The following is a 23911-nucleotide window of genomic DNA, read 5'->3' as shown; positions in this document are numbered from 1 at the left end:
GGCTGAACTAATTGCCCACCTAACGATCAGATCTTTCGACCAAGAATTATTTGAACGTATTTTAAAAGGTGGGCAAGATGAATAAATTAGTTGATATATTTTGTGATGTCGATGATTTTTGTTATCAATTCTTATCTCAATGGGAAAAATACCTTGTTGAGGCTAGTGAGAGAAAAAGAAAACGTCAGTCAGTAATGTCTACTAGTGAATGTATGACTATTGTCATCGCTTTTCATCAATCAAATCATAGAGATTTCAAGAACTTCTATATCGGGTTAGTTCATCAATATTGGAAAGGATACTTTCCAAATTTACTTAGCTACACTCGATTTGTGAGCAAAATGCCTAGCCTAATCGCCCCAATGTGTGCCTATTTTCAATCTATCAAAGGTAAGCCGACTGGCATTGCTTTTGTTGACTCCACGAGTCTTAAAGTATGCCATAACATTCGAATTCCTCGCCATAAAGTCTTTGATGGTGTTGCGAAAAGAGGAAAAGGTACCATGGGATGGTTTTTCGGCTTCAAACTTCATTTATTGATTAACCATCTTGGAGAAATTATTTCGCTGAAAATCACAGCTGGCAATGTAAATGATAGGACTCCTGTACCTGATTTATGCAAAGAACTCTCGGGGAAATTGTACGCTGATAAAGGGTACATAGGTAAAAAGTTGAGTGAGAGCTTAAAGAACTCTGATGTCGATTTAGTGACTACCTCGCGAAAAAACATGAAAGCAAAAGAGATAAGTGCTTTTGATAAGGCTATGTTATCAAAGAGATACATTATCGAAACGATAAATGACCAATTGAAGAATATCTCTCAAATTGAACATAGCCGTCATCGTAGCGTGACTGGTTTCATGCTAAATGTAATTTCAGGCGTTGTGGCTTATTGTTTAAAAAAACAAAAGCCACGAATTAAGCTATCAGAATGTGAATTTGAACTAATCCTCGCTTAAAGCATGTTTTATCCAGAATTCAGGTTACATATATTCTAACTAACCAGATTTGGCATAAGTCTTTTGAAAGAGACTGTTTTACTTTTATTACTCACTTCGATACAGACCATTACTCGTATTTGCATGGAAAAGGCAAGACCAATATTCGTGACTTTAATAGAAAACTAAACTCATTAAAATCTAATAAATTTAATAGATTTAATAGATTAAACATAATCGAAAGGTATAATGTTTTAGCTAATTATTATGTCAAGAGTAAGATATTATCTGAATATTTTATTTTTCCTCTTAACATAGAGGCGTTTAATCAAGAATGCAAAAATACAATCTCTGATAAATATCTAACTATAACTAATCTTCAGTTTATTTTGGAAGTAATGGATGCTTGTAAAGGATTCTACATCGTCCCTCACTCAAGTAAAAATTGTGGCTATATTAAGTTGAAGCTAGCCAATGGAGGGAGACTTCAAGGACATGCTAACTGGATTGACAATGATTCAAACAATAGTGGAATTTCATACTCTCTAAACTTGCCGAAGAAAAACTATCTTTTTACGGGAGATAAATGCTTTAAGTATTTACCTAAAATTCAAATGTCAGCAAATTATAATGCTTTAATGGCATGCCACCATGGCGCTGAGGTCATTGACAGTGCCATTCCGAAATCAGCAAGTAGGAAGGCAATAGCATGTTTCTCATTTGGTTTTAATAAAAGGTTCAAGCACCCTAGAAATAGCGCAATTCAACAAGCGTCAGAGTACAAGATTCAAGGTACTTGCAAATATCTTGATTGGTACCAAAGAGGAGTTAAGCCGACTACTGTAAAGGCGTACAAAAAAATAAGTGTTTACGTAAAATTAAGCTAACAATGCATTTAAGAGTGATTCGCAATGCTTGGCAGTTTCGCTTCGCTCAAGTATAGCCAAGCGTCGCTCACACCTTAATGTGGAGTTAGTTTACAAGAGTAGAAAAGGGGTTTTATTTCGAGAGCTTGTCTGGTTATTGTGCTTTGCACCTGTTGGTTTGCTAATCACAGGAACTTTCCGGTGGCACTATATGGGAAGCGTTCGCGGTTGGGTTGTCACTTACTGGTTCTAACTTTTTCGTGATAGTCCTTTGGTGTGGCTTCTTTTTCTTGGTGGCTAATCCGTGAATATTGGTTTTAGTCGTACTTGGTTGTAAGGTTGGTCGAACGAATCCTTTGCCAGTAAAAATACTTCGAACTGTGGTTTTTAGCGTATGTAGCTTCTTAGCCAAGTTCGTTTTGTTAGTTGGGTTTGAGTTTCGTAGTTTTCAGTTTTACTTCTGCGTCGAAAGCCAGTAGTTTTGTAACCAATTCAGCATCTTGGTGCTAAACTTTGGCGGCATCATGTAGGTAACCTAACAAGGCATTTAAGACAGATTCGCAACACTCGGCGTTTTCAATTCAAGTTGAGTTTTGTGTTTACGGTGCAATGGTTTAGTAAGGTGATAGTGTTGCTCACTACTTAATGCGGCGTTAGCGTACAAAGCGTATATCATTGAAAATAGCGAAGGTAATTCATGGACGACATATTAAATTATGTACCTATAATATTCTCTGCAATAGCAGCAACTGTAGGTATTTTTGGAAACACGATAGACTTAAAAGGTAAATTACGTTACCGAGGTAAACTTCTGCTTGTGATCATTGGTTTGTCATCCATTTACTCACTACATCTCACCTACATACAGATTCAGAATCAACGCGAAAAAGTGGCCGATGAAGCTCGAATTGGTATGTTAATTGAGACTCAAGTAGAAGAGAGTATTCAACATTTACTCGAGCCGTTTCGCTGGTTGTATACGGAATATGCAACTCACGAGGAGCTATTAGCAATACAGGGTTATCCCCTTGCTAAAGGGGCGATTAGTTTAACTACGTTGCTTAAACCTGAAAATTTAAGCAAAGCTCAAGGTATGTGCTTTGATGACAAACCTACCGAATTGGTAACGGTAGGGGAGAGCTTTAATTGGAAAATGATATTTTCAACTTCAATTCTTAGAGGTTTAAATGGATTAGATCGTGTTGTAAATGTTTACGGAATGGTTTTAGATTCAAATTTGTTGACAGCTATTTATAAACTTCAAGATGAAGGTCATTTTAGTTCTATGTCGGTTTTTTGGAAGAAACACACTAATCAATCAACTGATATACATGGGAATGTAAACTGCACAGGGCAGGCAATTGGTAGTCATGAGCAGTACCTAAAGTTGATTGGAGAACTCAGAGACGCATTAAAAGAGTCGTCGGGAGTATATGTACGCTAACAAGCAATTTAAGAGTGATTCAGCACGCTTGGCGTTTTTGGTTTGGGTTTAGTTTAGTGTTTACGGTGGTCAAATTAAGTGTTGAGGTCGCGTGCTTCACACCTTAATTGGGCGTTAGGCTACAAATCAACATTGGAATAAAAAATGGATTTTTCACAATTTGGCAAGAAATATGGTGCGAATTCAGCGGCGCTAGAAAGAATGACCACGAGTCAGAAACTTGAATGTTTAAACCTGTCAAATGATATCGATAAAATAAAAGGGTATCATTTCGAGACTGTTTGGTTGGAAGAAGAGTTTAGTGAAGTAGAAGCTAAAATTAACCTAAGTGAGCTAGCAGGTATAAATAAGGGAGATAACTACGATACTTGGCTAGACAGTTTAGAGACACTAAAGAAGCAAGATCATTTCACAGGATTTACTTCAATTCAAGATTTTGAAAATATACTTGTTAATCCAAATGATATTGACGAGTTGCCGAGGGTTATACTATCCAACGGTAAATATTACATAGACGGGAATGGACGTCACCGCCTTACAATAGCAAAGTGTTTGGGGCTAGATACCAAAGATGTAAAGGTGAAGTTGAGAAAGCTGTAGCCTAACAAGCAATTTAAGAGGAATTAACAACGCTCGGCATTTTTGCTTCTACTTCAAATTTAGCGTTTACGGCACAATACTTTAGATTTGGGTGGAGGCGTTGTTCACCCCTTAATTGGGCGTTATGTTTCAGGCGGTATCCAGTATTTACTAAGGACATGATAATGAATAAGGCTATGGATTTTTTGGTGTTACAGGTTGAATATTTAGTGCATATGCTTACTAGCCGTGCAGGTTACATAACTCTTTTCAAAGGGGGGCTTGCTTTAGCAACTCTATGTATAATATCAGTGCAACAAGTTTTCACACTTGCTATACCAATTGAGAGTGAAGCTTATAAGCTAAAATATGAGGTTGAGTTTTCGACACAAAAACAATATGAATCATTTGATTCTATGATTTGTAATTTACAAGACGAAACCTATGCTAAATGTAAATTGGCAATACAAAAAGAGTCTCTGATATCGAGTAGTTTTGATGCACTATATAGTTGGCTTGAGCTCTTTTCTGTTTTGGCTGCCCTAATGATCTTCTTTTCTATTCTTGGCTTTTTAGCCAACCCTCACTTTCATAAGGTCACCAGAAATGAGCCTTTCGAAAATCAAGAAACATAACAAAGCGTTTAAGACGGATTCCCAACGCTCGGCATTTTCGGTTTAATTCAGGTTTAGTGTTTACGGCACAATGGTTTAGGTGCGGTGGTCTGCGTTGCTCACCACTTAACGCGGCGTTATAGCTCAGGTTAGCATCGCTTTCAAAAAATTAACTACGTTAATAACGTACAGTTTTGCTATCTGTATGTTACTTGCGTATACTTTACATATGAAAAGTATATTTGTCGAATCGACCATATTTGAAAAGTACCGTAATGAGTATCTCAGCGATGAAGAGTTTAGACTTTTTCAAGCTGAATTAATGTCTAATCCGAAACAGGGTGATGTGATTCAAGGTACAGGTGGTTTGCGAAAGATTCGAGTTGCAAGTAAAGGCAAGGGCAAGCGTGGTGGCTCTCGTGTTATCTATTACTTCCTCGATGAAAAACGTCGTTTCTACTTGCTGACAATTTATGGCAAGAATGAAATGTCCGATTTAACCGCAGACCAAAAGAAACAATTAAAGGCTTTTATGGAGGCGTGGCGTAATGAGCAATCGTGACCTATTTACAGAGTTAAGTTCAGCTATTATTGAGGCTAAAGAACATTCTGAGGGTAAGTTAACCCTTAAAACTCATCAAGTTAACGATTTCAGTGAGTTAGATATTTCACCTAATGAAATCGTGAGTATTCGTGAACAATTTAATATGTCTCGTGGTGTGTTTGCACATTTACTGCATACATCATCTCGTACATTAGAAAATTGGGAACAAGGGCGTAGCGCACCAAATGGACAAGCGGTAACCCTTTTAAAATTGGTTCAGCGTCATCCAGAAACCCTGTCACACATCGCTGAGCTATAACAAACAATTTAAGAGTGATTCCAACGCTTGGCGGTTTCACTTCGCTCAAGTATAGCCAAGCGCCGCTCACACCTTAATGCGGCGTTATGCGTGCTTGTCGACAGACTTACGTATTAATAGTAGCAGTAAGTATTGCTTATCCATTATAATCATAGGGTTATATAATTATAAGGAATTATTGTGGCTGGTGAACGTTCTAAATCGATTGGTGAAGTTGGTGAAAGTATTGCAGAAAACTTTTTCAATAAAATTGGCTGGGGAATGCCTCCTAAAGGCGTTTATTTTCAATGCATTAAACCTAAGAAGCATGCTCTGCCTACCGCTAAAAATGGAGAGAAAACTCAGCATGGCATAGATTTTCAGGTATCTTACAAATCTTCATTAGAATCAGATACATTGAACCATTTAGTCATCTCAGTAAAGCATCTAAAAGATAGTAAATATCCATCTTCTGCAACTCAAAAATTTAAAGGTTACATAAGCGACTTAGTCCATACAACTGAATGTTTTCAACGTTCTAGCGAACGTCGAGAAGTTAATCTTGGATATAAAGGGTGTAAGCAGATTAACGACATTCCAGTGTTATTTTATATCTCTAGTAAAGATCCTGAAGATTTTGATTTTACAATCAAACTACAAACAAGTCGTTTTATGAACGATTATGATATAAAAGAACTATATGTTGTTGATAATAGAAAGGTTTCTTTTATTCTCAATGTATTGACATACATTGAAAGCCATTATTCTGATTGGGAGTGGTATTTTTATCATCCTTTGACGGGTATGAATATTGCTGATTCTACAATCATGCAACATGATAAAAAATGCAAGTTGAGTTTTTAACTAGCCGGTTCATTCCATTTCTACTTAAAAAGAAAATAGGAGAACATGAAACTTGTAAATTTTTAGTTGCCTCAATAGATGATTTTACCGAGAGTAATCTTTCTAAATTGATTACGTATTGTAGAAAAAATACAAATGATAGTGTAAGTGATGTGGAAATTTTAACATCAGATTACTTCCCAGATGATCATGATCGGATTAAGAGAAAAGTTCTTGCCGCTCATGAAGCTGAACTAAATATCACTTTAGGAAACTATAAGCCTAACTTTAGGAGTTTAGCTAATGTCTGATTTGTTTTTTATTCCAACTGGTGATTATTTAAGACAGTTTATTGGCAATCCAATGATTAAAGCTGCTGATATCCGTGAAATTTTAAAAAGAAGAGGTAATTTCTCTTCTTCAAACGATAAGAAAGTTTTGGGGCCTCTTTTGGTTAAAACAGGTGTTTCTCCTGAAGAATTTGAGACACTTAAAGAGTCCATACAAACAAAAGAAGAAAACCCTAAAGTTCAAACACGGAAATTACAATGGAATAGTGAGGAAACATTAGTTGATGCAATTCCTCATGACTTTGATTTTTCTGATTTAATTGATGATCCTTTTGGTATATCGTCAATTGATAATGATCCTACATTCTCATTAGCTGGTGAAGGTAAAGATCCTAATCATTTAATTGCTGAAATTGTAATTAAACGAAATGATAAAACTAAAAATTTTGGTGATGATATTACTTATCATCATTGTTCAATCGAAATGAAACTTGATGAATATAATAATATTGACTTAAACCTAACAGTTAAGCATTCATCAAAGGAAAGTTTAAATGTTATTAATAAAGTGTCTCGACGAGTTCATAAGCATTTAAAAGAAAATAACTATGTATCAGAAGAGGCGATGCAACAAATACTTTTTGGTGATTTTACCAATGAAAATAGAATAAATTTCCTTATTGAATTGGCTAAATCAAAAGAGATGTATTTGTATTATAAGGATATTAAAAAAGTCTATTTTTCTCCAGATGAAAATGTAAAAGGTAATAAGCCACCAGAAATTGAGTGGTTTGAAAAGAAAATTAAAGACTTAATGTTTAAAGGTGAAAATTTAGATTCAAGTATGTATTTATTTAAGCCTGAATTAAAAAAACATCTTAAACTATATAGTGTTAGCTCTAGTCATGAGTTAAATGATGATAAACATCAAGGTACTTGTGTTATCAATCTGTACTTCCAAGATATGGAAAGTAATAGTGAATTAATGATGGAAGTTGATAATCTAAAAATACAACAGAAATTAGCTAATGAGAATAAATCAAAAATTAAACTTCAAATACTTAAATTCTTGGAGTCTAAGAAATTAGAGCTATATAATAAATATTCATATAAATCACAACCGCACGCATAACAAATGGATCAACACGATTTACTACACTCGGCATCTTAGGTTGTCGGGTGTTTATTGTTTTAAGGCGTTAATTTTAAGTATAATCGCATAGTAGTAAACGTGTTATGCAGACGTTAACCGTCTTTTCGAAGCATCATCGAAAGTTGCCTTTTGAGTAATAATGGTATATTTTTAACTCTATGGTTAATTTTGAATTTGATGAAGTTAAGAGTAGCTCGAATCTTGAAAAACATGGTGTGGATTTCAATGTAGCTCAATTGCTTTGGAATGACCCAGATTTAATCGAGATCCCAGTAAATACTCACGATGAACCAAGATATGTCGTAATCGCAATGCTTAATGGTAAACATTGGACAGGCGTTATTACATATCGAGGTCAAAATATCCGAATAATTTCTGTTCGACGCTCAAGAAAAGGTGAGGTAAAGGTTTATGAAAGCTAATGAATTTGATGCAAAATTTGACGATGGCGACGATATTCTAGGCGATTTAGATTTATCTAAATCTAAGCGTCCAATGCAAAGTCAAAAACGAGTAAATGTTGATTTTCCAACATGGATGATCGAATCATTAGATCGTGAAGCGAATCGTATAGGTGTAACTCGCCAATCGATTATTAAAGTTTGGTTAGCGGAAAGGTTAGAAAGTGTAGCGGCGAATCACACAGCAAGTCACTGATATAAAAACGGTTAACAAACGACTATGGTGTCAATAACTAAATTTTAGCGTGGTTTTCATTCCACATGACAGCACCTCGTATCATTGAATTATTTTTCTAACACAGGCAATAATAGCGAGTTTTTTGGGCTTCCCTTCAAGGCAGAGGCTTTTTATTACTAATACTTCCAAGCTCTGGGAGATTAGTTATTGGTGTGTTCAAGCTTCTATTATGATGAAATGTGAATAGGATCTTGGTTGAGAATGGGCGAGGGAGAAGTCCTACAGTCTCGTTAACTGCTTCTTGGTTTAAATTAATTCACCGATACTGGCTCTAATGTCTGCAATTGTAATAAACAGTTTGTTATCAGCGTCTTTGAATGCGGTAAATCCGTATTTTTCATAGAAATACTCAGCGCCATCTTTTACATCAACAATGACAACAGGGAAGGCGACTGTTTCACTTGCCATTAATAGCTTTCTAAGTGCATCAATCAAAAGCCATTCACCGAACCTCTGACCTTTGTATCTATGGTCAACGGCTAAGCGAGCAATCAAACCACCAGAAGTTACACTGTGATGTTTCTTTTGTAATTTAGGAGGTAAATCCTGAATATCAATTGGTGTCATTGTTAATGTGTAATAACCAATAATGTGCTCAGGACATTGTTTATCTTCAAGAACAAAAGTACGAGTATTGTCTTTCTTAGCTTGTTGGCTTGCCATAACTTTTAAGTAATTATTGAGTGCGGTAATGCCACAATCAAAACGGTTTCGGTCATGTTTAGCTTTTTCTAATTGGACAGTATTCATTCTTGAGTTTTATCCATATAACGTGAAGCGGCTTTTTGTAATTTGTTATTTGGTTTAGCTGGTTGGTCTAACGCAGTCATTAACGTCATAGCATCTTGCTGGCTTAGTTGTAGGGCTCGTTCACGTTCCATAATAGTTTTTGCTTTTTCTACAGCCGCACTAAGCACAAATGAGTTAATGCTAGACATACCGGCAATGGCCGCAGCTTGAGACAGTAGTTCTTGTGTATCAATATCTACACGTGCTGTAATACGGGGTAATGCAGTAGCCATAATAATCTCCATTCAGTGTCAAAGTGGCACAAGTGAATTGTAGTTTAATTATTATGCGCTGACAAGTGTTGTGTCACTTTGGCACGCGGTTAATAATCGCATTAATACGGTTTACCACACTCGGCAATTTCAGGTTGTCGGGTGTTTCTCGTTTTAAGGCGTCAATTTTAAGTATGATTGTATAGTAGTAAAGGCTAGATCGTAACAATAACCGACACACTCTTACCGTTTAAAAACTCGCTCGGACTCAGAAAATTTAATGTCTTTCTAGGTCGAGAATTAATCAAAAACTCTGCCTGTTTAATCTCTTTTGCAGTAAGTTCTCCAATGGCCATTCCCTTTGGGAAAAAACGTCTTAGTAAACCATTGGTATTTTCATTCAAACCTCGTTGCCAAGAATGGTAAGGTTTAGCAAAATAAATGTCACAGTTCAGATGCTTAGCTATCTTAGCATGACCTGCGAACTCTCCGCCATTATCAAATGTGATTGTTTTGCAAAGCTCTTTAAAGGGCTTCATCATGCGATTTATCCCGCGAGTAACGGCCTTTTTGGATTTATTGCGTACTTTGCACGTAACTAATAGCTTAGACACTCGTTCTACCATCGTTACTAAATACCCGTCTTGACCATAAACAGTGTCACCTTCCCAGTGACCAACCTCAGATTTATCATCGACAATAGCAGGGCGTTGAGATATATCAATGCGGTTAGGAATGAGTCTTGCTCCTGCTTCTACACCTTTGCGTTGTTTGTATTTTTTGCCTTTTCGAGCAAGCATCCTTTGCCACTGCTCTCTTTTAATTGCGTTGTAAATAGTACTGCAACATATTGTATTTTCTATTTTTTCTCTACGCATTCGTCCAGATATTTGCTCTGGGCTCCAACCAAGCTGAAGATATAGGTGAATTATTTTTTTATTCTTTTGGCTGCATTTTGTGTGCTTAATCGAAAGTGTTCTTTTTTGGAAAGCGTGTTTATGCGCTTGCTCGGCAGAATAGCTTCCAGCAGGACAACGTCGTAGTTCCTTTGAAATGGAGCCATTGCTCCGTTTTAATTTTTGTCCTATTTCACGAGCAGAAATACTATGTGTATTCCACGCTTCAATCTGGTATCTTTCACCTAGTGTCAGTTGCTTATATTGGTATCCCATGGGGTTACCTTAGTTGATTGTGTGAGAGCTTGAAGCTTATAGGCAACTGACTCTCAAATCTATACCAAAGTGTGTCGGTTATTCTTGGAACCTAGGAACAAATATCTAATATAGTCTTAATTGTATTTTAACCGTGACACCTTTGTTTTTAGTGAGATTGTATATTAAATTTGTTAGTTATAGAGTAAGATAATCATCTTTCTATATAACATAGATGATTAAACGGAAAACAAATTATGGATAGTCTTTCAAAATTAACAATTAGAAGCAGGCTTATTATTGGCTTTGGCATAACTTTATTTTTAATGTTGTTATTAACTGTTTTAGGAATACAAAAAGTTAATACTATCGATCATACATTAACTGAAATGACGGATGTAAACTCAGTTAAACAGCGTTATGCCATCAATTACCGTGGTAGTGTTCATGACCGTGCTATAGCGATTAGAGATATTGCCATAGCACGAACGCCACAAGAGATATACAAACTAGAACAAGAAATTAATAAATTAAAAGAATTCTACCTTCAATCTGAAACTAAGATGAATGAAATGCACTCACAAGGTGTAGTATTTACAGAAAAAGAACAAAGTATTTTAGCTGAGATTAATAGAATTCAAAAGCAAACACTGCCTCTTGTTGATCGTATTATTAACGATAAAAAATCAGACTCTGTAATGACAGATACCATCCTTGACTCTGCACGCCCTGCCTTTATTCAATGGTTGAAAGTAATTAATGAGTTTATTGAATATCAGGAAGAGCATAATCAGGTTTTAACTTTTGAAGCCAGAAATGTCGTCGGTGGTTTTCAACAGCTAATGTTATTACTTAGTGCTTTTGCTTTAACTATGTCTTTACTTATTGGTTTTATTATTGAACGCAGTTTTAGAATATCTTTAGGTGGTGAACCATGGGAATTATCTGAGATGATTAAAAAAATATCAGAGGGCAATTTATCTCAAGATTTTCATCATTCGTCGAACGCTGTAGGCATATATCATTCTTTAATTATTTTGAACAAAAAAGTCGGAGCTGCAATTAGAAATAGTAGTGATATATCAACTCATGTAGCTACTTCATCTGAGCAATTAACTATTGTTATGCAAAATACGGCAAGTAATGCTCAATATGAATTAGCACAAGTCGAAGAAATTTCACATGCAATCAGTGAGTTGTCGACAACTTCAAGAGAGGTGACTTCTAATGCTGTTCACGCTGAAGAAGAAGTCAGTAAAGCAATTGATAGTGTATCCCAAGGAAATAAAACATTAGATGAATCGATTTTATTAACACAAAAAATTAATGAATCAGTACAACAAACAGCCAGTATGATTGCGGAGTTAAAAACTAATGCAATGGATATTGGTGAAGTGACAGCTGTTATTAGTTCTATTTCTGATCAAACTAATTTATTAGCGTTAAATGCCGCGATTGAAGCTGCTCGTGCTGGTGAATATGGCCGTGGTTTTGCTGTTGTAGCAGATGAAGTTCGTAACCTTGCTTCTAAAACTCAAGAATCAACACAAAGTATTCAAGAAATTATTGCTCAATTGCAAGCTCAATCTGAAAGAGCAAACGATAATATGATAAGTAATGTAGAGCTTATCCAAGAATTAGTTGCTCTATCTGAAAACGTTAAATCATCTTTTGGTTATATTGAGAATTCAGTTCAATCAATTTCCAAAATGAATGCTTTGGTAGCAAGTACGTCTCAAGAACAATTCACTCTTACAGAAAGAATTGGACTTAATGTTAGTAATACATTTGATTTAGTGAATCAGAATGTGGCGGCTATTAATCAAACGCAACAATCAGCTAAAGAATTGTCACAATTAGCTGTATCACAAAAGAAAGAATTAGAATTTTTCAAAGTGTAATTAGCCGTATTATAAAAAAGCTCTTATAACTTTAGTTACAAGAGCTTTTATCCTAAATAGCATTAAATTTTTAATGATTTAATGCTATTTAAAAGTTCATTAGGGTTCCTAATCTTATGAAGATTCAATATTAAAAATTGACCTATAATAAGAGATAATCGTTGTGAGTACTCCAAATCGATAGGAGATTTAATTATATCAAAATCACTAACTTTAGCTACGCCGATAGTCCTTCGGACCATTTCTGTACCCGCATATCCTAAAGTATCTTTCCAAACATTATTTAAGAATGAATCTATGACTGTTTCGTTTGATTGGGTCGTTGCTTTGTTCTTAAATTTATGGCTAAAAGTTTGCCATAGTATAACTATTTCAGTAAGAGAGTGAATATGGGAATTATCTTGATTGTTAATTTTAGTGCAATAACTTAAAAATAAATTCCCAATCAATGAACCAATATCAAAACCAATAGGACCAAAAAAAGCAAACTCTGCATCTATTAATTTACATTCTTTTTCTGACACCATAATATAACCAGTATGAAAATCTCCATGTAATAATACCTCTGTATTGTAATTAAATTTATGCTCTAATGAAGTAATTTCTTTTCTTAACTCATCATGATTCCAAAGCGTTATTACTAAATCCATTATTTTTGGGTTTATATTATTTCTATCACAATCATAGTATGGGTCAGAAAAGAAAACTTCTGCTGTAGTTGCACACATCGCTGGGGAGTTAAATGTTTCTTTTAGTTGCTCTTTATCTTTAGTTGATAAATAAAAATCTGAGCTATGGTAATAAATATCAGCCATACAGGAGCCTATATGGTGAGCCCTAGATGTGAATGATTTATTATCAATCAAAACTTGTCGCCAAATCTTAAAGTTAGATAAGTCCTCCATTATGATAGCTGATAATTTTTCATCAAAGTGTAATACAGACACGATATTTTTTTCACTGTATTTTTTAAAATAGCAGAGAGCATTGAACTCAATTTTTATTCTATCTTGGGTAAGAGGCCTGCCTTCGCCCATAATTCTAATATAAGGCGGCGCTTGTTTGACTATATAGCTTTTTTTATTTGTAGGATCCGAAATACGATAAACTATATTTAGATTTCCATCACTGATTTCTTCAACGTTCATTAATGATGGTAGTGATACATTGGGTATATTATTAGTAACAAATAATATAGCGTGTTTCTTACTTAATGGGATGAATTTATTCATTAATTATTAAATCTTCTTCGTTGTGTTTAATCGGATCGCTTGAGCAATTGTAAAGTCAGGGCCATCAATAAAGCGAGAATAATAAGATGACGATGCCGGAGAGCCTGAGGGCCAATGTTGAATAAACCAATCATCCCATTCTGAGTTCCAATCAATTGCTATTGCGTCTATATAACAATCTTTCAATTTAGTTCCATAGAGGGTAGGGAGGTTAGTTTTATAGGTACTAATTCGAGTAATGATACCGGATAGATTTTTTTTAAAATTTGGCATTCCTGCTGAACCATTATTAACGACTAGACGATCGTCAAAATCTTGTATAAATGGTAGGCAAGTATGACTACAAGCAAAAACATCTGCCTCAGTTTGAGTGAACCATGATGATATACATTTACTATTTTGTCCGATAGGTGGCATTGCATCTATTCCTAAGCCCCAACCAGCAATAGAATCTGGATCACCATGTAATGCAGTGATTTTTAACTCACCAACAGATACATTGAGAAAGCTTGGTAACTCAGCTAATTTTGCAATTATTTCTTGATTATAAGCTGCGATTTTTTGTAATTTTTTTATTATATTATTCGAATGGGTTACCGTTTGATCTAAAATAGAGTCTGGGTAGGCGCAACCACAACCAGCCCCTTGTGTTGGTGTCGCTATCTCACATTCAACATTTCCTTTTAATGCTAAGTGCTTAAACACTTCTTGGTTAATCGATTTAAATGTTTCTCTCGTAGAGTTTAGCCAATTGAAATCCCCATTAAATAGTAAAGTGATCGTCGAGTTATTTTCTGCTTCTTCTTGCCTCTTTCGTTGCAAAATCGTATTGAGAGCTGCCCAGTTTCCGTATAAACCACCAATAATATAGATAGTTTCACAAGAAGTTGATGTTGATTCTTTTATGTCCTTTAAATTAATTCGATAATTTAAAGGACATATTCTACCTGCTGCCATCAATTGACCCTCGTTAATTTTTCATTTTTAATGCCTAGAGAAAAAATAATAAGTCCAAATAATATAATAAATGCAGTTATAAGTAGTCACGCAAAAGTTATTGTGAATTTTTCGCCGTAATAATTTAATATGTTTTTGATGTTAATACTGAGGTCTTCAAACGTTTTGAACGCTTCACATGGTAACCATTCATATTTTACTTTCTTCCACAATATCTCAATGATATTGAGCTCTGGAGAGTACGGTGGTAGATAACAAACTAATACATCATTCATCAACCACTCATGCAATTTTTGTTTAAATTTTGCTGACCTATGAAAAGAGGCATTATCTAAGATAATAAAGCATGGCTTATCGTTTTTTCGTGCGTTGATAAAGTGCTCAAATGCATCAATTACTGTATCGGTAGTTACTCTTCCTTCCGTTGTTTGAAAACTCAATTTACCTTGTCTACTTAAGAAGCCAAGAACATTGAGCCGTTTGCTGTGTGAATGAGCAGGCCTTAGCGATTGAACACCGATAGGTCCCCAACAATAAGGAAGATTAGATTTCTGACTAAAGCCTGACTCATCAAAATAAAAGAGTTCACATTTATTCGTACGTTCCATTTCAATCAATGAATTCAATATATTACTGAAATTATTGAATTTCATATCGTCACGCTTTAACTTTAATGAGTGTCGGGCTCTTTTGTAACTGTAATCACTTTTTTTATATTTCGTTTAATAGTGTCTAAGCTGGATTTTTTACCTGTTTCTTCTTCAAGTATTGCTTGTGCTCGTTTAAGTTGATGTGGCTCTTCATCAACCAATGACTTCAAACGATATACTTCTGCTTCTGTGTAAATAGGTTTTCTACCTATACGAACAGCGTCATACAATCCGAGCATTCCACAGGCTTCCCAATGGTCTATCCATGACGATATGGTCTCAAATTTAGCGTCTAAAATATCAGTTAACGCTAAAATAGAGTAGCCTTTATCACTGAGAATAATCGCATGTGCTCGTATTCTTACTCTATTTTTTGGATGATTAGCGATCGCTTCTTTTAGGGTTATTTTTTCATTGTCTGTTAAAGGATTAACTGCTTTCATTATGATATAGACACTGACGTTAAAATACTCATTTTAATACCATATGGATATATGGATATATGGTAAAGGCGAAATCTTCATTCTCGAAAACTTATCATTAACTACTTAATTAGTAATTTGCTATAACTATGTGTAACACCAAAGATTGATTCAATTAAATTTATATATCCATTTTTCTCAAAGTAATATAGCGCTGCACCTATTATAGATACTATAAAATTAGTGATAAAACACCAAGTTGCAACACGTATTTTACCAAAAAGATTAAAAATAATAACAGGAGTTAAGGTGAGTGAAATTGTTCCGCTAATAGCAACAGCATCGTAAAGATCATTATTACCAAAAAAAACTAATATTAATCCGCCTATAGCAAAAAGCATCATGGTTAATCGACCTTTTAGTATGGAAATATTATTTTTTCCTATATCGACGACAATAAGTTTTGCTGCACTAGAGAATGTTGAATCCATAGTTGAAGCGGCTGAAATGGTAAGTGCGATGGCAATGATAAACATCATTGGTGTACCAAATAAATCTTGTAGTGCAGGTAATACTCCGGCGGTGATTCCTGATGTTGTTTTAGCAAATACACCAAGTAAACCAAAGGCGAAAATTAATATAGTAGATAGAATAAAAGCATATATAAAACTTTTTTTCGTTGTTTTTATATTAGCGATGAACCCACGGTCCATCATTACAGGATCATGCATCGGATAACTAAGTACTTGTAATAGAGCAATAACAAATAAAATCCACCCAGGATTATCAATTTTAGGACTACTAGTTAAAATAGCATGAACATCAAATAATGGATGGAAAGCAAGGGCTACCGTTAATGTGATAATTGAAATTATTAATATAGCCGTTTGAAACACATCAGTTTTTAAGGAGGCTCTTAGACCACCATTCATAGAGTAAAATAGTGTTATTGCTGATACTATTATAATTGACCAAGTATAAGATGAAGATCCAATACTGCCAAAAACAATACCGATAACAAGTAAATTAGCAAAAACTTCTGTCAGTAGACGCATTGATATTAATGCGTTATAACAATGCTCACCCCATCGGCCAAATTGCTGATGTAAGAAGCTTTGAATACTAGATACATGATGATGTTTTCTAAGGCTATTAATGATCAGCCATCCGGTAATGAATGAACCGTAATAAGTACTATATGCAATAACTCCTGATATTCCAAATAAATACCCCAAGCTAATTGCATTAAGTAATGAACGAGCAAATATCCAAGTGGTTACTTGTGAAAATGTGAGTGTTAATAGATTAGGCTCTTTTCCTTTTGAACTAATACCTGAAAAAAATCCTTCTACTGTTTTAGCTCTTGATGAGATATATAAACTAATGAGTGCAATAATTGATAAGATAATGGTTAAATAACCGATATGGATATTAAACATAAAATTCCCTTTGTATTTTAGCAATGGTTATTTGATAGAATTAGTTAAAACCCCAGCTCTTTGGTAGCCACTTTAGATCATCAATAATGTCAATATCATGTAATTCTTTAAGCTTAGTTACTGACCAGTTGAGGGACTTTATTCGTTGCTCAGTTAGTGCGTAAACTTGATTAGTACTCCAGGGGATATTATTAAAAAGTGAATCATGATGCTTAGTTAATCCAAGTAAAGAGTAACCACCATCACTGACTGGAACTAGACATGAATCTGAATTGTGTAATGAATGAGCTGCAGATTGTAAAATATCACGTGTTAGAGCAGGGCAATCTGTCCCAATTATTACGTATGTTGAATAATCATGAGTTGCCTTTCTTGAAACAGAGGTTAGGCGCTCTCCTAGATTTCCTTCTCTTTGAAGGCTCCATGTTACTGTTGGTGGAATTGAAAATAGTTTCCAACAAGATGAATTTAGACTAGGTGTTACGCATAATTCTATTGGACCTATATCTGATGAAATCGCTTCATTTATAGTATGTCGAAATAACATTTTGGCTAAACGCCCTGAGTTTTCCATTCCTATTGAAGGAATTAAACGTGTTTTTGCCATACCAGCAACCGGGGTTTTAGCCATAATTATAATTTTAGTTTCGTTCATCTATATTCCTTTGCGAGAGATTTTGCTGATGAGCCTAGCCAATAGAGTAGACGGAGCTTCCACATCAGAAATATCGTGTTCCAAACTCCATTGTTTTCCCACCTTCGGCCTGATGTTGTTACGTGCTTTTTTAGGCAAATAGGAGTAGATATCCGGCAAAGTTTTTTAGATAATTCGATATCCTCCATTAAAGGTTGTTCGACAAAATGGCCAATTTCATTAAAACTACTTCTTCGAACAAAGATAGCTTGATCCCCTGTTGCAATCCCAGTTAAAGCAGAACGAAAATTGACCATTACTGAAACAAGACGGAGTATTTTAAGGTTACTATTAATTTTTATATTAAATCGACCCCATATTTTTTTCTTTTTTTTAATGCCGCGATTATTACATCATCAGCATCTTTAGGCAGTTGGGTATCGGCATGAAGAAATAATAAGATAGAACGAGAGCTGTATAATGCTCCTATATTCATTTGGGTAGATCTGTTTTTTGGTGATGAAATTACGGTTAGCCCTTTTGAATTTAAATATGAAACTGAACCATCTTGACTACCACCATCAACAATAATTATTTCACAGCCTCGATCTTGCCAATAATTGAGGTGTTCAATTAAAGTATTTAAATTTCTCTTTTCATTTAGTATTGGGACTATAATAGATAATTCTTTTATAATTTTACTCATAATGCTCCGCCACAACTGCTTCCTTGTCCTGCTGTGCAAGCAAAGCAATGATCTGCTACACAAATAGGGGAGTTTTCCATTGGGGAATTTATTAATGATGTTAAATGCGCTTGAGTATTTTTACCTAAGTTCATATTAAGCTGTTGATTAAAATCACAATCACAATCATATAAATAACCTTGCCAATCTACACTAACGGTTGTTCGACACATTAGATTTTCTAAGTTTGCTTTATTAAAGTTGTTTATAAGTAAATTCAAGTAAGAGGTAAATTGACCTTTTGACTTTAATTGATAACCAAACCTTTTTATTGGTACATTTGTTATTGTGTATAACTCATTAAAAGAAATAGAGAATAATTCAAAAAGTTCTTTTTTATAATCTTGTTCTAGTTGTAATTGTGAAGGAGGTAAATTAGTTCCTTGAGGATTAAAAACAAGATTAAGCTTAAGCGGAGAGTTGTGATGTCCATAACCTAGAGAATTAAGTTTTTTTAATGCTTCGATACTCTTATCAAATGTGCCTTTTCCTCTTTGCTTATCGACATTATTTATTGAATAACATGGCAAAGATGCAATTATTTCCACATTATGTTGAGCCAGAAACTCTGCAAGATCTTCTTGATTTTCTTCATATAAGATAGTGAGGTTACATCGATCAATGACATGAATATCGGCTTTAAATGCTTCTTTAACTAGATACCGAAAATCTTCATGTAATTCTGGAGCACCACCGGTTAAATCAAGCGTCTTAATATTATGATACTTAATTACAGGTAATATAAGATCGATGTTCTTACGAGACATCATTTCTTTTCTATTTGGACCTGCATCTACATGACAATGACGACAAGTCATATTGCATTTATAACCTAAATTTACTTGTAAAGTATCTAGTCCTTTTCTTTCTATTTGTGGAAAATTAAATTTTTGTAAATCATTTGGTAAGATAAAATTCATAAAAACCTTATGTAATATATATTTAAATAATAGGGTGATGTTATTTTTTTATCTTAAAGGTCCATATGTCATATTCTCTTAATATATATAGTGTCAAACAAGCTGCAAGCATTGGCCATGCGGTAAAAAACAATAAATTATTAAGAGGGTCAAAATATTTCAAATACGATGAAAATGTGGAGCCCATATGGAAGATAAGTACGATTAAATAAGTGATATTTTTCCATATACCTAAAAGAAAAATGGCAATAAATATAAGCTGACTGATCCCCATTAAAATAGATATATCTGTTGATAAGCTCAGCCCATAAAAATTTGAGAACACACTCAATGCATGTTCTGGAGCTACGACTTTATCAATGGCCCAAACAGTAAAAACTAAGGTAATAGTTATGCGCAAAGTTAATAAACTAATAGCTAATCTTCGAGTTAAATTTAAAGCATCAGAATGAATCATGTATTGAATGTCCTTATTGGTTTTTTTCAGAATTTTTTGCTTAAAATTCCAAATATAAACTAAACTGTTTAGTTTAATTTATATTTTATTTAGGTTTAGTCAAGGTTTTTAACCTTAACTCATATAATTAAAAGAAATAGATTTAGTGTTCTATGATTTAACGATAGTTAATCAGTAAATTTATAGACAATACCTAAGCTAAATGACCAACCTAAATCACGTTGAATTAAGGGGCTATCAGAATCATGGTGCTCTAGTTCCAATTTCGTTAAGCCTAGCCAGTCTGGTGTGAACGAGTAGATACCAATAATACCGGTTTGATATACCCAGGTGCTGTTGGCGCTAAATTCAGTTAAAGTTGAATTTAGTGCTTCTTGGTAAGTTATAGAGTAGAGATGTCGAGATAAATTTTTATCTCGATAATCAATTTCTAAGTATGGTGTTAAAGTGAAATTTTCAATTGGTATATCCAATGTACGGCCTAAATGAAGCTGTATTTCGTAACCTCTATGTATATTAGTCACATCATGTAAATAGGTTAAGCGGGCACCAACTGTACCAATAGAGAGCCCTAACTCGCCATTTTCATTACGGTTATTTATACCTAATGGCATGACATCTGAATGTTCTGAAAATCGCCATTGGCCAGTTAAACCAAGGTAGGGAAGTAAGGCGATATTAGCTAAGCTGCCATCAATAAAACCGTTTTTACTATTGTAAAATAGACTTGGTTCAACGCTTAAATTTTGATTATTAGGAGCAGAAAAAACCGATTGTCCGTGCACACTACTAAATCCAAGAAAACCAAAATTATTGTATTGAGCTTGAGCTTGAGCTTGGGTTGAAGTGAATGATGTGTATATAATAGAAAAAATAAATAATATTTTTTGATTCATATTCTTTTATTAAACCAATATAAATAATGGATAACTGATTAACATGTGTTGTTATGACTGATGACATGTCCAGATAAATTCAATTCGAATTCCACTTGGGTCATAACACATCATATGTGTACTAGGACCTATTTGAAGAGGTTCAGGTGAGAATTCAATTAATGTCCCCGCATTTAATAATCGTTTATAAATTGTAATGAGTATATCTTCACTTTCGACTGATAGTGCTAAATGATGGAGTCCAACATTATTTTTTCTATCAAACTTGATTGAACTATCAGACTTTACTGACCAGAGTGTCAGCATAATAGAACCATCGCTGACAAATATTGCAGGGTAATTCATATCTCTTTTTACTTCTTGCCATCCTAATAGTTCAGTAAAAAATTGTGCACTTTCTTCTAGCTTTGATACTGACAAACCAACATGGTGGATCCCACTCGTTAATCCTTTCATTAAATATCCTTATTTTTTATATGAGTAAAATTATAATCTCATTTATTAAAAATGGATTCACATTAAATATAAACTAAACCGTTTAGTTTATATTTGCAAGTTGATAATGAATGCTTGATCGAGTTAGATTTACTATTAATATTTTACTGTGTCATTAAGTATCAAAATGACGGAATTAACTCAATATTTGATACTTAACGTTCACTATTGTGTAGGGGTATAGTTAAAATAATTGTTATATTTATACTTAATTGGAAATGGAAATGAAAAAAATTGCGGTAATTTTATCTGGTTGTGGAGTGTTTGATGGGTCGGAGATTCATGAGGTAGTACTATCGTTGTTGGCCATAGAACAAAATGGTGCTGAGTGGGTCTGTTTTGCTCCGAATATTTATCAACATCATGCATTGGAGCATTCAACGGGTACTGAGCATATAGACTCTCGACATGTTATGGAAGAATCTTCACGTTTATCTCGAGGAGAAATCTCAGATGTTGTTACACTTGATGCGAATGATTTCGATGCACTTATTGTCCCTGGTGGTTTTGGGGCGGCCAAAAATCTTTCCAATTTTGCTTTAGACTCAGCAATGTTTGAAATTAATTCTCATGTATTAAAAGCCTGTAAATCATTTAAGAAGGCTACAAAACCAACTGGGTTCATGTGTATCTCTCCTGTAATGCTACCTGCAATTTATGGAAAGGGGGTTAAATGTACAATTGGTAATGATACTAAAGTCGCCGATTTTATAGAATCACAAGGAGGTAAACATGTAAATTGTATGACTCAAGATATTATTTGGGATGACATAAATAAAGTAGGAACAACACCAGCTTATATGACAGCAAAAAACATACTTGAAGTACAGAAAGGGATTTCAAAGTTAATTGAAAAAGTGATATCCGAAAGCTGATTATCATGAAGATCTGATATAAATTTCTATTATAATCTTATAATTAGTTACAGTGTAGCGTTACTAGTGTTTTTAATATTAACGACAACCCTATCTAAGTAACATCAAGTGGCTTCTTCTTTAGGTAATGATTGGTGTTATTATTTCCCTACGTTAAAAATTGATATTGATGAATGCTATTCCGTCATTTCTTCTACCGCAATATTTTGCCAGTATATTAACCCTTCTAATACGCCTTCTGCATGGGAGGCATTGCTTGTATACACGTTATTGAGCGCAGACAAATGAGCAACTTCGTTATAATGATTGGCGACTAAAATGGCGTTAATACCTGGCATGGTTAACATGCTGGTATCATTGGCTGAATCTCCTGCGACACAAATTTCTTCTGCAGTCAGATTGTATTTTTGCATGATGTAGTGAATGGCACTGGCTTTGTTTATCCCCTTTGGGGTGATATCAAGAAACCAGTCATGAGAATAGGTTATATCGACATCAATTGATTGTTGTGCAAGTGCCGTTACAATTGCTGAATATTGCTTGTGATCAAGTTGTCCCTCAAAAGTGATCTTATAATCGCCTTGATGCGATGGGTTACATTTTCCTAAAAACGTGATGTCTTGCAAAGCGGTTTGTATTGCCGATTTATTCCATCTTGTTTGCAATTGGTGTTGCCAACGTTCATCTGCAATTAAATCATAGTCATAATTAATACGTGTGCCAATATCACTAATAATACACCGTGGTTTTGGGTAGTTATGCGTAGTTAACCCTTCTTTAATAGAGGGCAACGTTCTACCCGTAGCAATAATAAAGTGCAGTTCGGGTTGTGTATCTAGGTACGCTGAAAATTGGTCTACACCCAGTGATGGTCCGCCATTAATCGTACCATCGAAGTCGCAAACGAGCATTTTTATCATGGTGATTACCTATTTGTTGGTGTCGAGAGAAACGTACTGCTTTTAAACGTGTGTATTGGTCAATAGTCGTGTTTAGTGTTATCTGAAATTATCCGTGTGTATACTAAATGGTCTTTAAAAATGCTATATGATCACAGATAAAAAATATTCAAGATTTCATTTTCAATACATAACCAGTTAAAAGTTATAAAACTAGATGGAATGAATGTTCCTTATCGTTTTTAAGCTTCTCACATCAATTTTAATCGCAAAAACGGGACATCGAAATGGTTTTCTACTACCAAAATTAATGATGTTGTCATTAAAACCTATCTTTAAATGATACTAAACAACCAGAATTGAATGATAAAACGAACTTTTACTTGTGGCATGGCCTTATTTTTATGACAATACTCGTAGTTCTTTTGTTAAATAGATGAAATGGTGAGAAAAGTATGAAACATAAAAAAAATATCATTCTAGCAGCATCGCTAATGTCTGCATTAGTTCTTACGGGCTGTGCATCAAATGATGAACTTATTGCTCAGCAAAAAAATCAGACCGACCAGATTAGCGCCTTAGAATCAAAAGTAAGCTCATTAGAAAGTGAATTACAAAAGCAACAAAGCGAAGGAAAGGAAATATCCCAAACTGTTCGTCAGTTAAGTGTGAAACAAGATGAGCTAAATGCACAAGCTCAACAGCAGGCTGATGAAGCCGTTATGTATTACACACTTAAGCAAGATGATACGTTATATAGCATCGCGAAAGACCAAGGGATCGCATTAGACGATTTACTTCAATTAAATCCTCAAATCAAAAATCCTAAGCGTCTTCTTATTGGTGATGTAATTAATATTAAATAGTCATATTTTAAAGAGGTTATAACTTTACGAAGTTCGGCATCTATATATCTATAAGCTATTTAGCATAAAAAGAGCATGTTGGTTGTAATCACAATATGCTCTT

General features: G+C 34.4%; 29 protein-coding genes. 15 read left to right on the top strand and 14 right to left on the bottom strand.

Annotated elements, in window-relative coordinates; all coding sequences use genetic code 11:
* The first annotated feature begins 77 nt into the window (after positions 1-77).
* From VSAL_RS08765 to brnA, 12 genes are all read left to right on the top strand, one after another.
* Positions 78-959: an IS982-like element ISVsa6 family transposase gene (locus VSAL_RS08765; protein ID WP_012548944.1), complete on the top strand. Its 882-nt coding sequence runs from the start codon at positions 78-80 to the stop codon at positions 957-959.
* Between the two features lie 119 nt (positions 960-1078).
* Positions 1079-1825, top strand: a complete 747-nt coding sequence (locus VSAL_RS08760; protein ID WP_012550285.1) for a hypothetical protein — start codon at positions 1079-1081, stop codon at positions 1823-1825.
* Positions 1826-2501: 676 nt separating this feature from the next.
* Entirely contained in the window at positions 2502-3248 is a 747-nt protein-coding gene (locus VSAL_RS08755; RefSeq protein ID WP_012550283.1) for a hypothetical protein, read from the top strand.
* A 144-nt stretch (positions 3249-3392) separates the two neighbouring features.
* The gene (locus tag VSAL_RS08750) at positions 3393-3848 is read left to right on the top strand and encodes a hypothetical protein (protein ID WP_012550282.1); all 456 of its coding nucleotides are present in this window, start codon (positions 3393-3395) and stop codon (positions 3846-3848) included.
* Between the two features lie 164 nt (positions 3849-4012).
* The gene (locus tag VSAL_RS08745) at positions 4013-4462 is read left to right on the top strand and encodes a hypothetical protein (RefSeq protein ID WP_044583261.1); all 450 of its coding nucleotides are present in this window, start codon (positions 4013-4015) and stop codon (positions 4460-4462) included.
* A gap of 208 nt (positions 4463-4670) precedes the next feature.
* Positions 4671-5003, top strand: a complete 333-nt coding sequence (locus VSAL_RS08740) for a type II toxin-antitoxin system RelE/ParE family toxin (protein WP_023603298.1) — start codon at positions 4671-4673, stop codon at positions 5001-5003.
* The gene (locus tag VSAL_RS08735; protein WP_012550279.1) at positions 4990-5304 is read left to right on the top strand and encodes a helix-turn-helix domain-containing protein; all 315 of its coding nucleotides are present in this window, start codon (positions 4990-4992) and stop codon (positions 5302-5304) included. Before VSAL_RS08740 ends, VSAL_RS08735 begins: the two co-directional genes overlap by 14 nt.
* Positions 5305-5484: 180 nt before the next feature.
* Positions 5485-6147: a hypothetical protein gene (locus tag VSAL_RS08730; protein WP_012550278.1), complete on the top strand. Its 663-nt coding sequence runs from the start codon at positions 5485-5487 to the stop codon at positions 6145-6147.
* Positions 6129-6437, top strand: coding sequence for a hypothetical protein (locus tag VSAL_RS08725; protein ID WP_012550277.1), 309 nt, complete (start codon positions 6129-6131; stop codon positions 6435-6437). Before VSAL_RS08730 ends, VSAL_RS08725 begins: the two co-directional genes overlap by 19 nt.
* The gene (gapS4b, locus tag VSAL_RS08720) at positions 6430-7548 is read left to right on the top strand and encodes a GapS4b family protein (protein ID WP_012550276.1); all 1119 of its coding nucleotides are present in this window, start codon (positions 6430-6432) and stop codon (positions 7546-7548) included. The genes VSAL_RS08725 and gapS4b overlap by 8 nt, the downstream gene beginning before the upstream one ends.
* Positions 7549-7727: 179 nt before the next feature.
* Entirely contained in the window at positions 7728-7991 is a 264-nt protein-coding gene (locus VSAL_RS08715; RefSeq protein ID WP_012550275.1) for a BrnT family toxin, read from the top strand.
* Positions 7981-8226 carry a type II toxin-antitoxin system BrnA family antitoxin gene (brnA, locus tag VSAL_RS08710; RefSeq protein WP_012550274.1) on the top strand — a complete coding sequence of 82 codons (246 nt, stop codon included), beginning with the start codon at positions 7981-7983 and terminating at the stop codon, positions 8224-8226. Before VSAL_RS08715 ends, brnA begins: the two co-directional genes overlap by 11 nt.
* A gap of 288 nt (positions 8227-8514) precedes the next feature.
* On the opposite strand, the gene VSAL_RS08705 is transcribed toward brnA, so the two are convergent.
* From VSAL_RS08705 to VSAL_RS08695, 3 genes are all read right to left on the bottom strand, one after another.
* Positions 8515-9018 (bottom strand): GNAT family N-acetyltransferase, encoded by a 504-nt coding sequence (locus tag VSAL_RS08705; protein WP_012550273.1) that lies wholly within the window; start codon positions 9016-9018, stop codon positions 8515-8517.
* Entirely contained in the window at positions 9015-9290 is a 276-nt protein-coding gene (locus VSAL_RS08700; RefSeq protein WP_044583260.1) for a type II toxin-antitoxin system TacA family antitoxin, read from the bottom strand. Before VSAL_RS08700 ends, VSAL_RS08705 begins: the two co-directional genes overlap by 4 nt.
* 194 nt (positions 9291-9484) lie before the next feature.
* Positions 9485-10441 (bottom strand): IS30-like element ISVsa7 family transposase, encoded by a 957-nt coding sequence (locus tag VSAL_RS08695; protein WP_012549047.1) that lies wholly within the window; start codon positions 10439-10441, stop codon positions 9485-9487.
* Between the two features lie 233 nt (positions 10442-10674).
* Here VSAL_RS08695 and VSAL_RS08690 point away from each other — a divergent pair, with 233 nt between their 5' ends.
* Positions 10675-12321, top strand: coding sequence for a methyl-accepting chemotaxis protein (locus tag VSAL_RS08690; RefSeq protein ID WP_173362140.1), 1647 nt, complete (start codon positions 10675-10677; stop codon positions 12319-12321).
* A gap of 62 nt (positions 12322-12383) precedes the next feature.
* On the opposite strand, the gene mtnK is transcribed toward VSAL_RS08690, so the two are convergent.
* The 10 genes from mtnK to VSAL_RS08635 form a co-directional block, all read right to left on the bottom strand.
* Complete coding sequence (gene mtnK, locus VSAL_RS08685; protein WP_012550270.1) at positions 12384-13553, bottom strand: S-methyl-5-thioribose kinase; 1170 nt, start codon at positions 13551-13553, stop codon at positions 12384-12386.
* 6 nt (positions 13554-13559) lie between these two features.
* Positions 13560-14510 carry a metallophosphoesterase family protein gene (locus VSAL_RS08680; RefSeq protein ID WP_012550269.1) on the bottom strand — a complete coding sequence of 317 codons (951 nt, stop codon included), beginning with the start codon at positions 14508-14510 and terminating at the stop codon, positions 13560-13562.
* 86 nt (positions 14511-14596) lie between these two features.
* Positions 14597-15603 (bottom strand): IS630-like element ISVsa8 family transposase gene (locus VSAL_RS22790; RefSeq protein WP_085941784.1). Its coding sequence is split into 2 segments (ribosomal slippage): positions 14597-15225 and positions 15225-15603, totalling 1008 coding nucleotides; the frame shifts between segments, so codons are not numbered across the junction.
* A 101-nt stretch (positions 15604-15704) separates the two neighbouring features.
* The gene (locus VSAL_RS08665; protein ID WP_044583442.1) at positions 15705-17021 is read right to left on the bottom strand and encodes a sodium:solute symporter family transporter; all 1317 of its coding nucleotides are present in this window, start codon (positions 17019-17021) and stop codon (positions 15705-15707) included.
* A 40-nt stretch (positions 17022-17061) separates the two neighbouring features.
* Complete coding sequence (locus VSAL_RS08660; protein WP_012550268.1) at positions 17062-17676, bottom strand: TIGR04282 family arsenosugar biosynthesis glycosyltransferase; 615 nt, start codon at positions 17674-17676, stop codon at positions 17062-17064.
* Between the two features lie 337 nt (positions 17677-18013).
* On the bottom strand, positions 18014-18361 hold the full coding sequence (locus VSAL_RS23715) for a glycosyltransferase (RefSeq protein ID WP_197535562.1): 348 nt from the start codon (positions 18359-18361) through the stop codon (positions 18014-18016).
* Entirely contained in the window at positions 18358-19320 is a 963-nt protein-coding gene (gene arsS, locus VSAL_RS08650; RefSeq protein WP_012550267.1) for an arsenosugar biosynthesis radical SAM (seleno)protein ArsS, read from the bottom strand. The genes VSAL_RS23715 and arsS overlap by 4 nt, the downstream gene beginning before the upstream one ends.
* 40 nt (positions 19321-19360) lie before the next feature.
* Positions 19361-19777, bottom strand: a complete 417-nt coding sequence (locus VSAL_RS08645; RefSeq protein ID WP_012550266.1) for a hypothetical protein — start codon at positions 19775-19777, stop codon at positions 19361-19363.
* Positions 19778-19944: 167 nt separating this feature from the next.
* Complete coding sequence (locus VSAL_RS08640) at positions 19945-20673, bottom strand: MipA/OmpV family protein (protein WP_012550265.1); 729 nt, start codon at positions 20671-20673, stop codon at positions 19945-19947.
* A 51-nt stretch (positions 20674-20724) separates the two neighbouring features.
* Positions 20725-21129 (bottom strand): VOC family protein, encoded by a 405-nt coding sequence (locus VSAL_RS08635; protein WP_012550264.1) that lies wholly within the window; start codon positions 21127-21129, stop codon positions 20725-20727.
* Between the two features lie 263 nt (positions 21130-21392).
* Between VSAL_RS08635 and elbB the strand changes: the two genes are divergently transcribed.
* Entirely contained in the window at positions 21393-22043 is a 651-nt protein-coding gene (elbB, locus tag VSAL_RS08630) for an isoprenoid biosynthesis glyoxalase ElbB (RefSeq protein ID WP_012550263.1), read from the top strand.
* A gap of 176 nt (positions 22044-22219) precedes the next feature.
* Here the strand turns inward: elbB and VSAL_RS08625 are convergent, their stop codons facing one another.
* The gene (locus VSAL_RS08625; RefSeq protein ID WP_012550262.1) at positions 22220-22963 is read right to left on the bottom strand and encodes an HAD-IIB family hydrolase; all 744 of its coding nucleotides are present in this window, start codon (positions 22961-22963) and stop codon (positions 22220-22222) included.
* A gap of 434 nt (positions 22964-23397) precedes the next feature.
* On the opposite strand from VSAL_RS08625, the gene VSAL_RS08620 reads away from it, so the two are divergent.
* Positions 23398-23808: a LysM peptidoglycan-binding domain-containing protein gene (locus VSAL_RS08620; protein ID WP_012550261.1), complete on the top strand. Its 411-nt coding sequence runs from the start codon at positions 23398-23400 to the stop codon at positions 23806-23808.
* The last annotated feature ends 103 nt before the right edge of the window (positions 23809-23911 follow it).

Source organism: Aliivibrio salmonicida LFI1238, assembly GCF_000196495.1.
GTDB classification, from domain to species: domain Bacteria; phylum Pseudomonadota; class Gammaproteobacteria; order Enterobacterales; family Vibrionaceae; genus Aliivibrio; species Aliivibrio salmonicida.
Note: the sequence above shows the minus strand (reverse complement) of the source record. Positions and strands in the feature narration are given on the sequence as shown.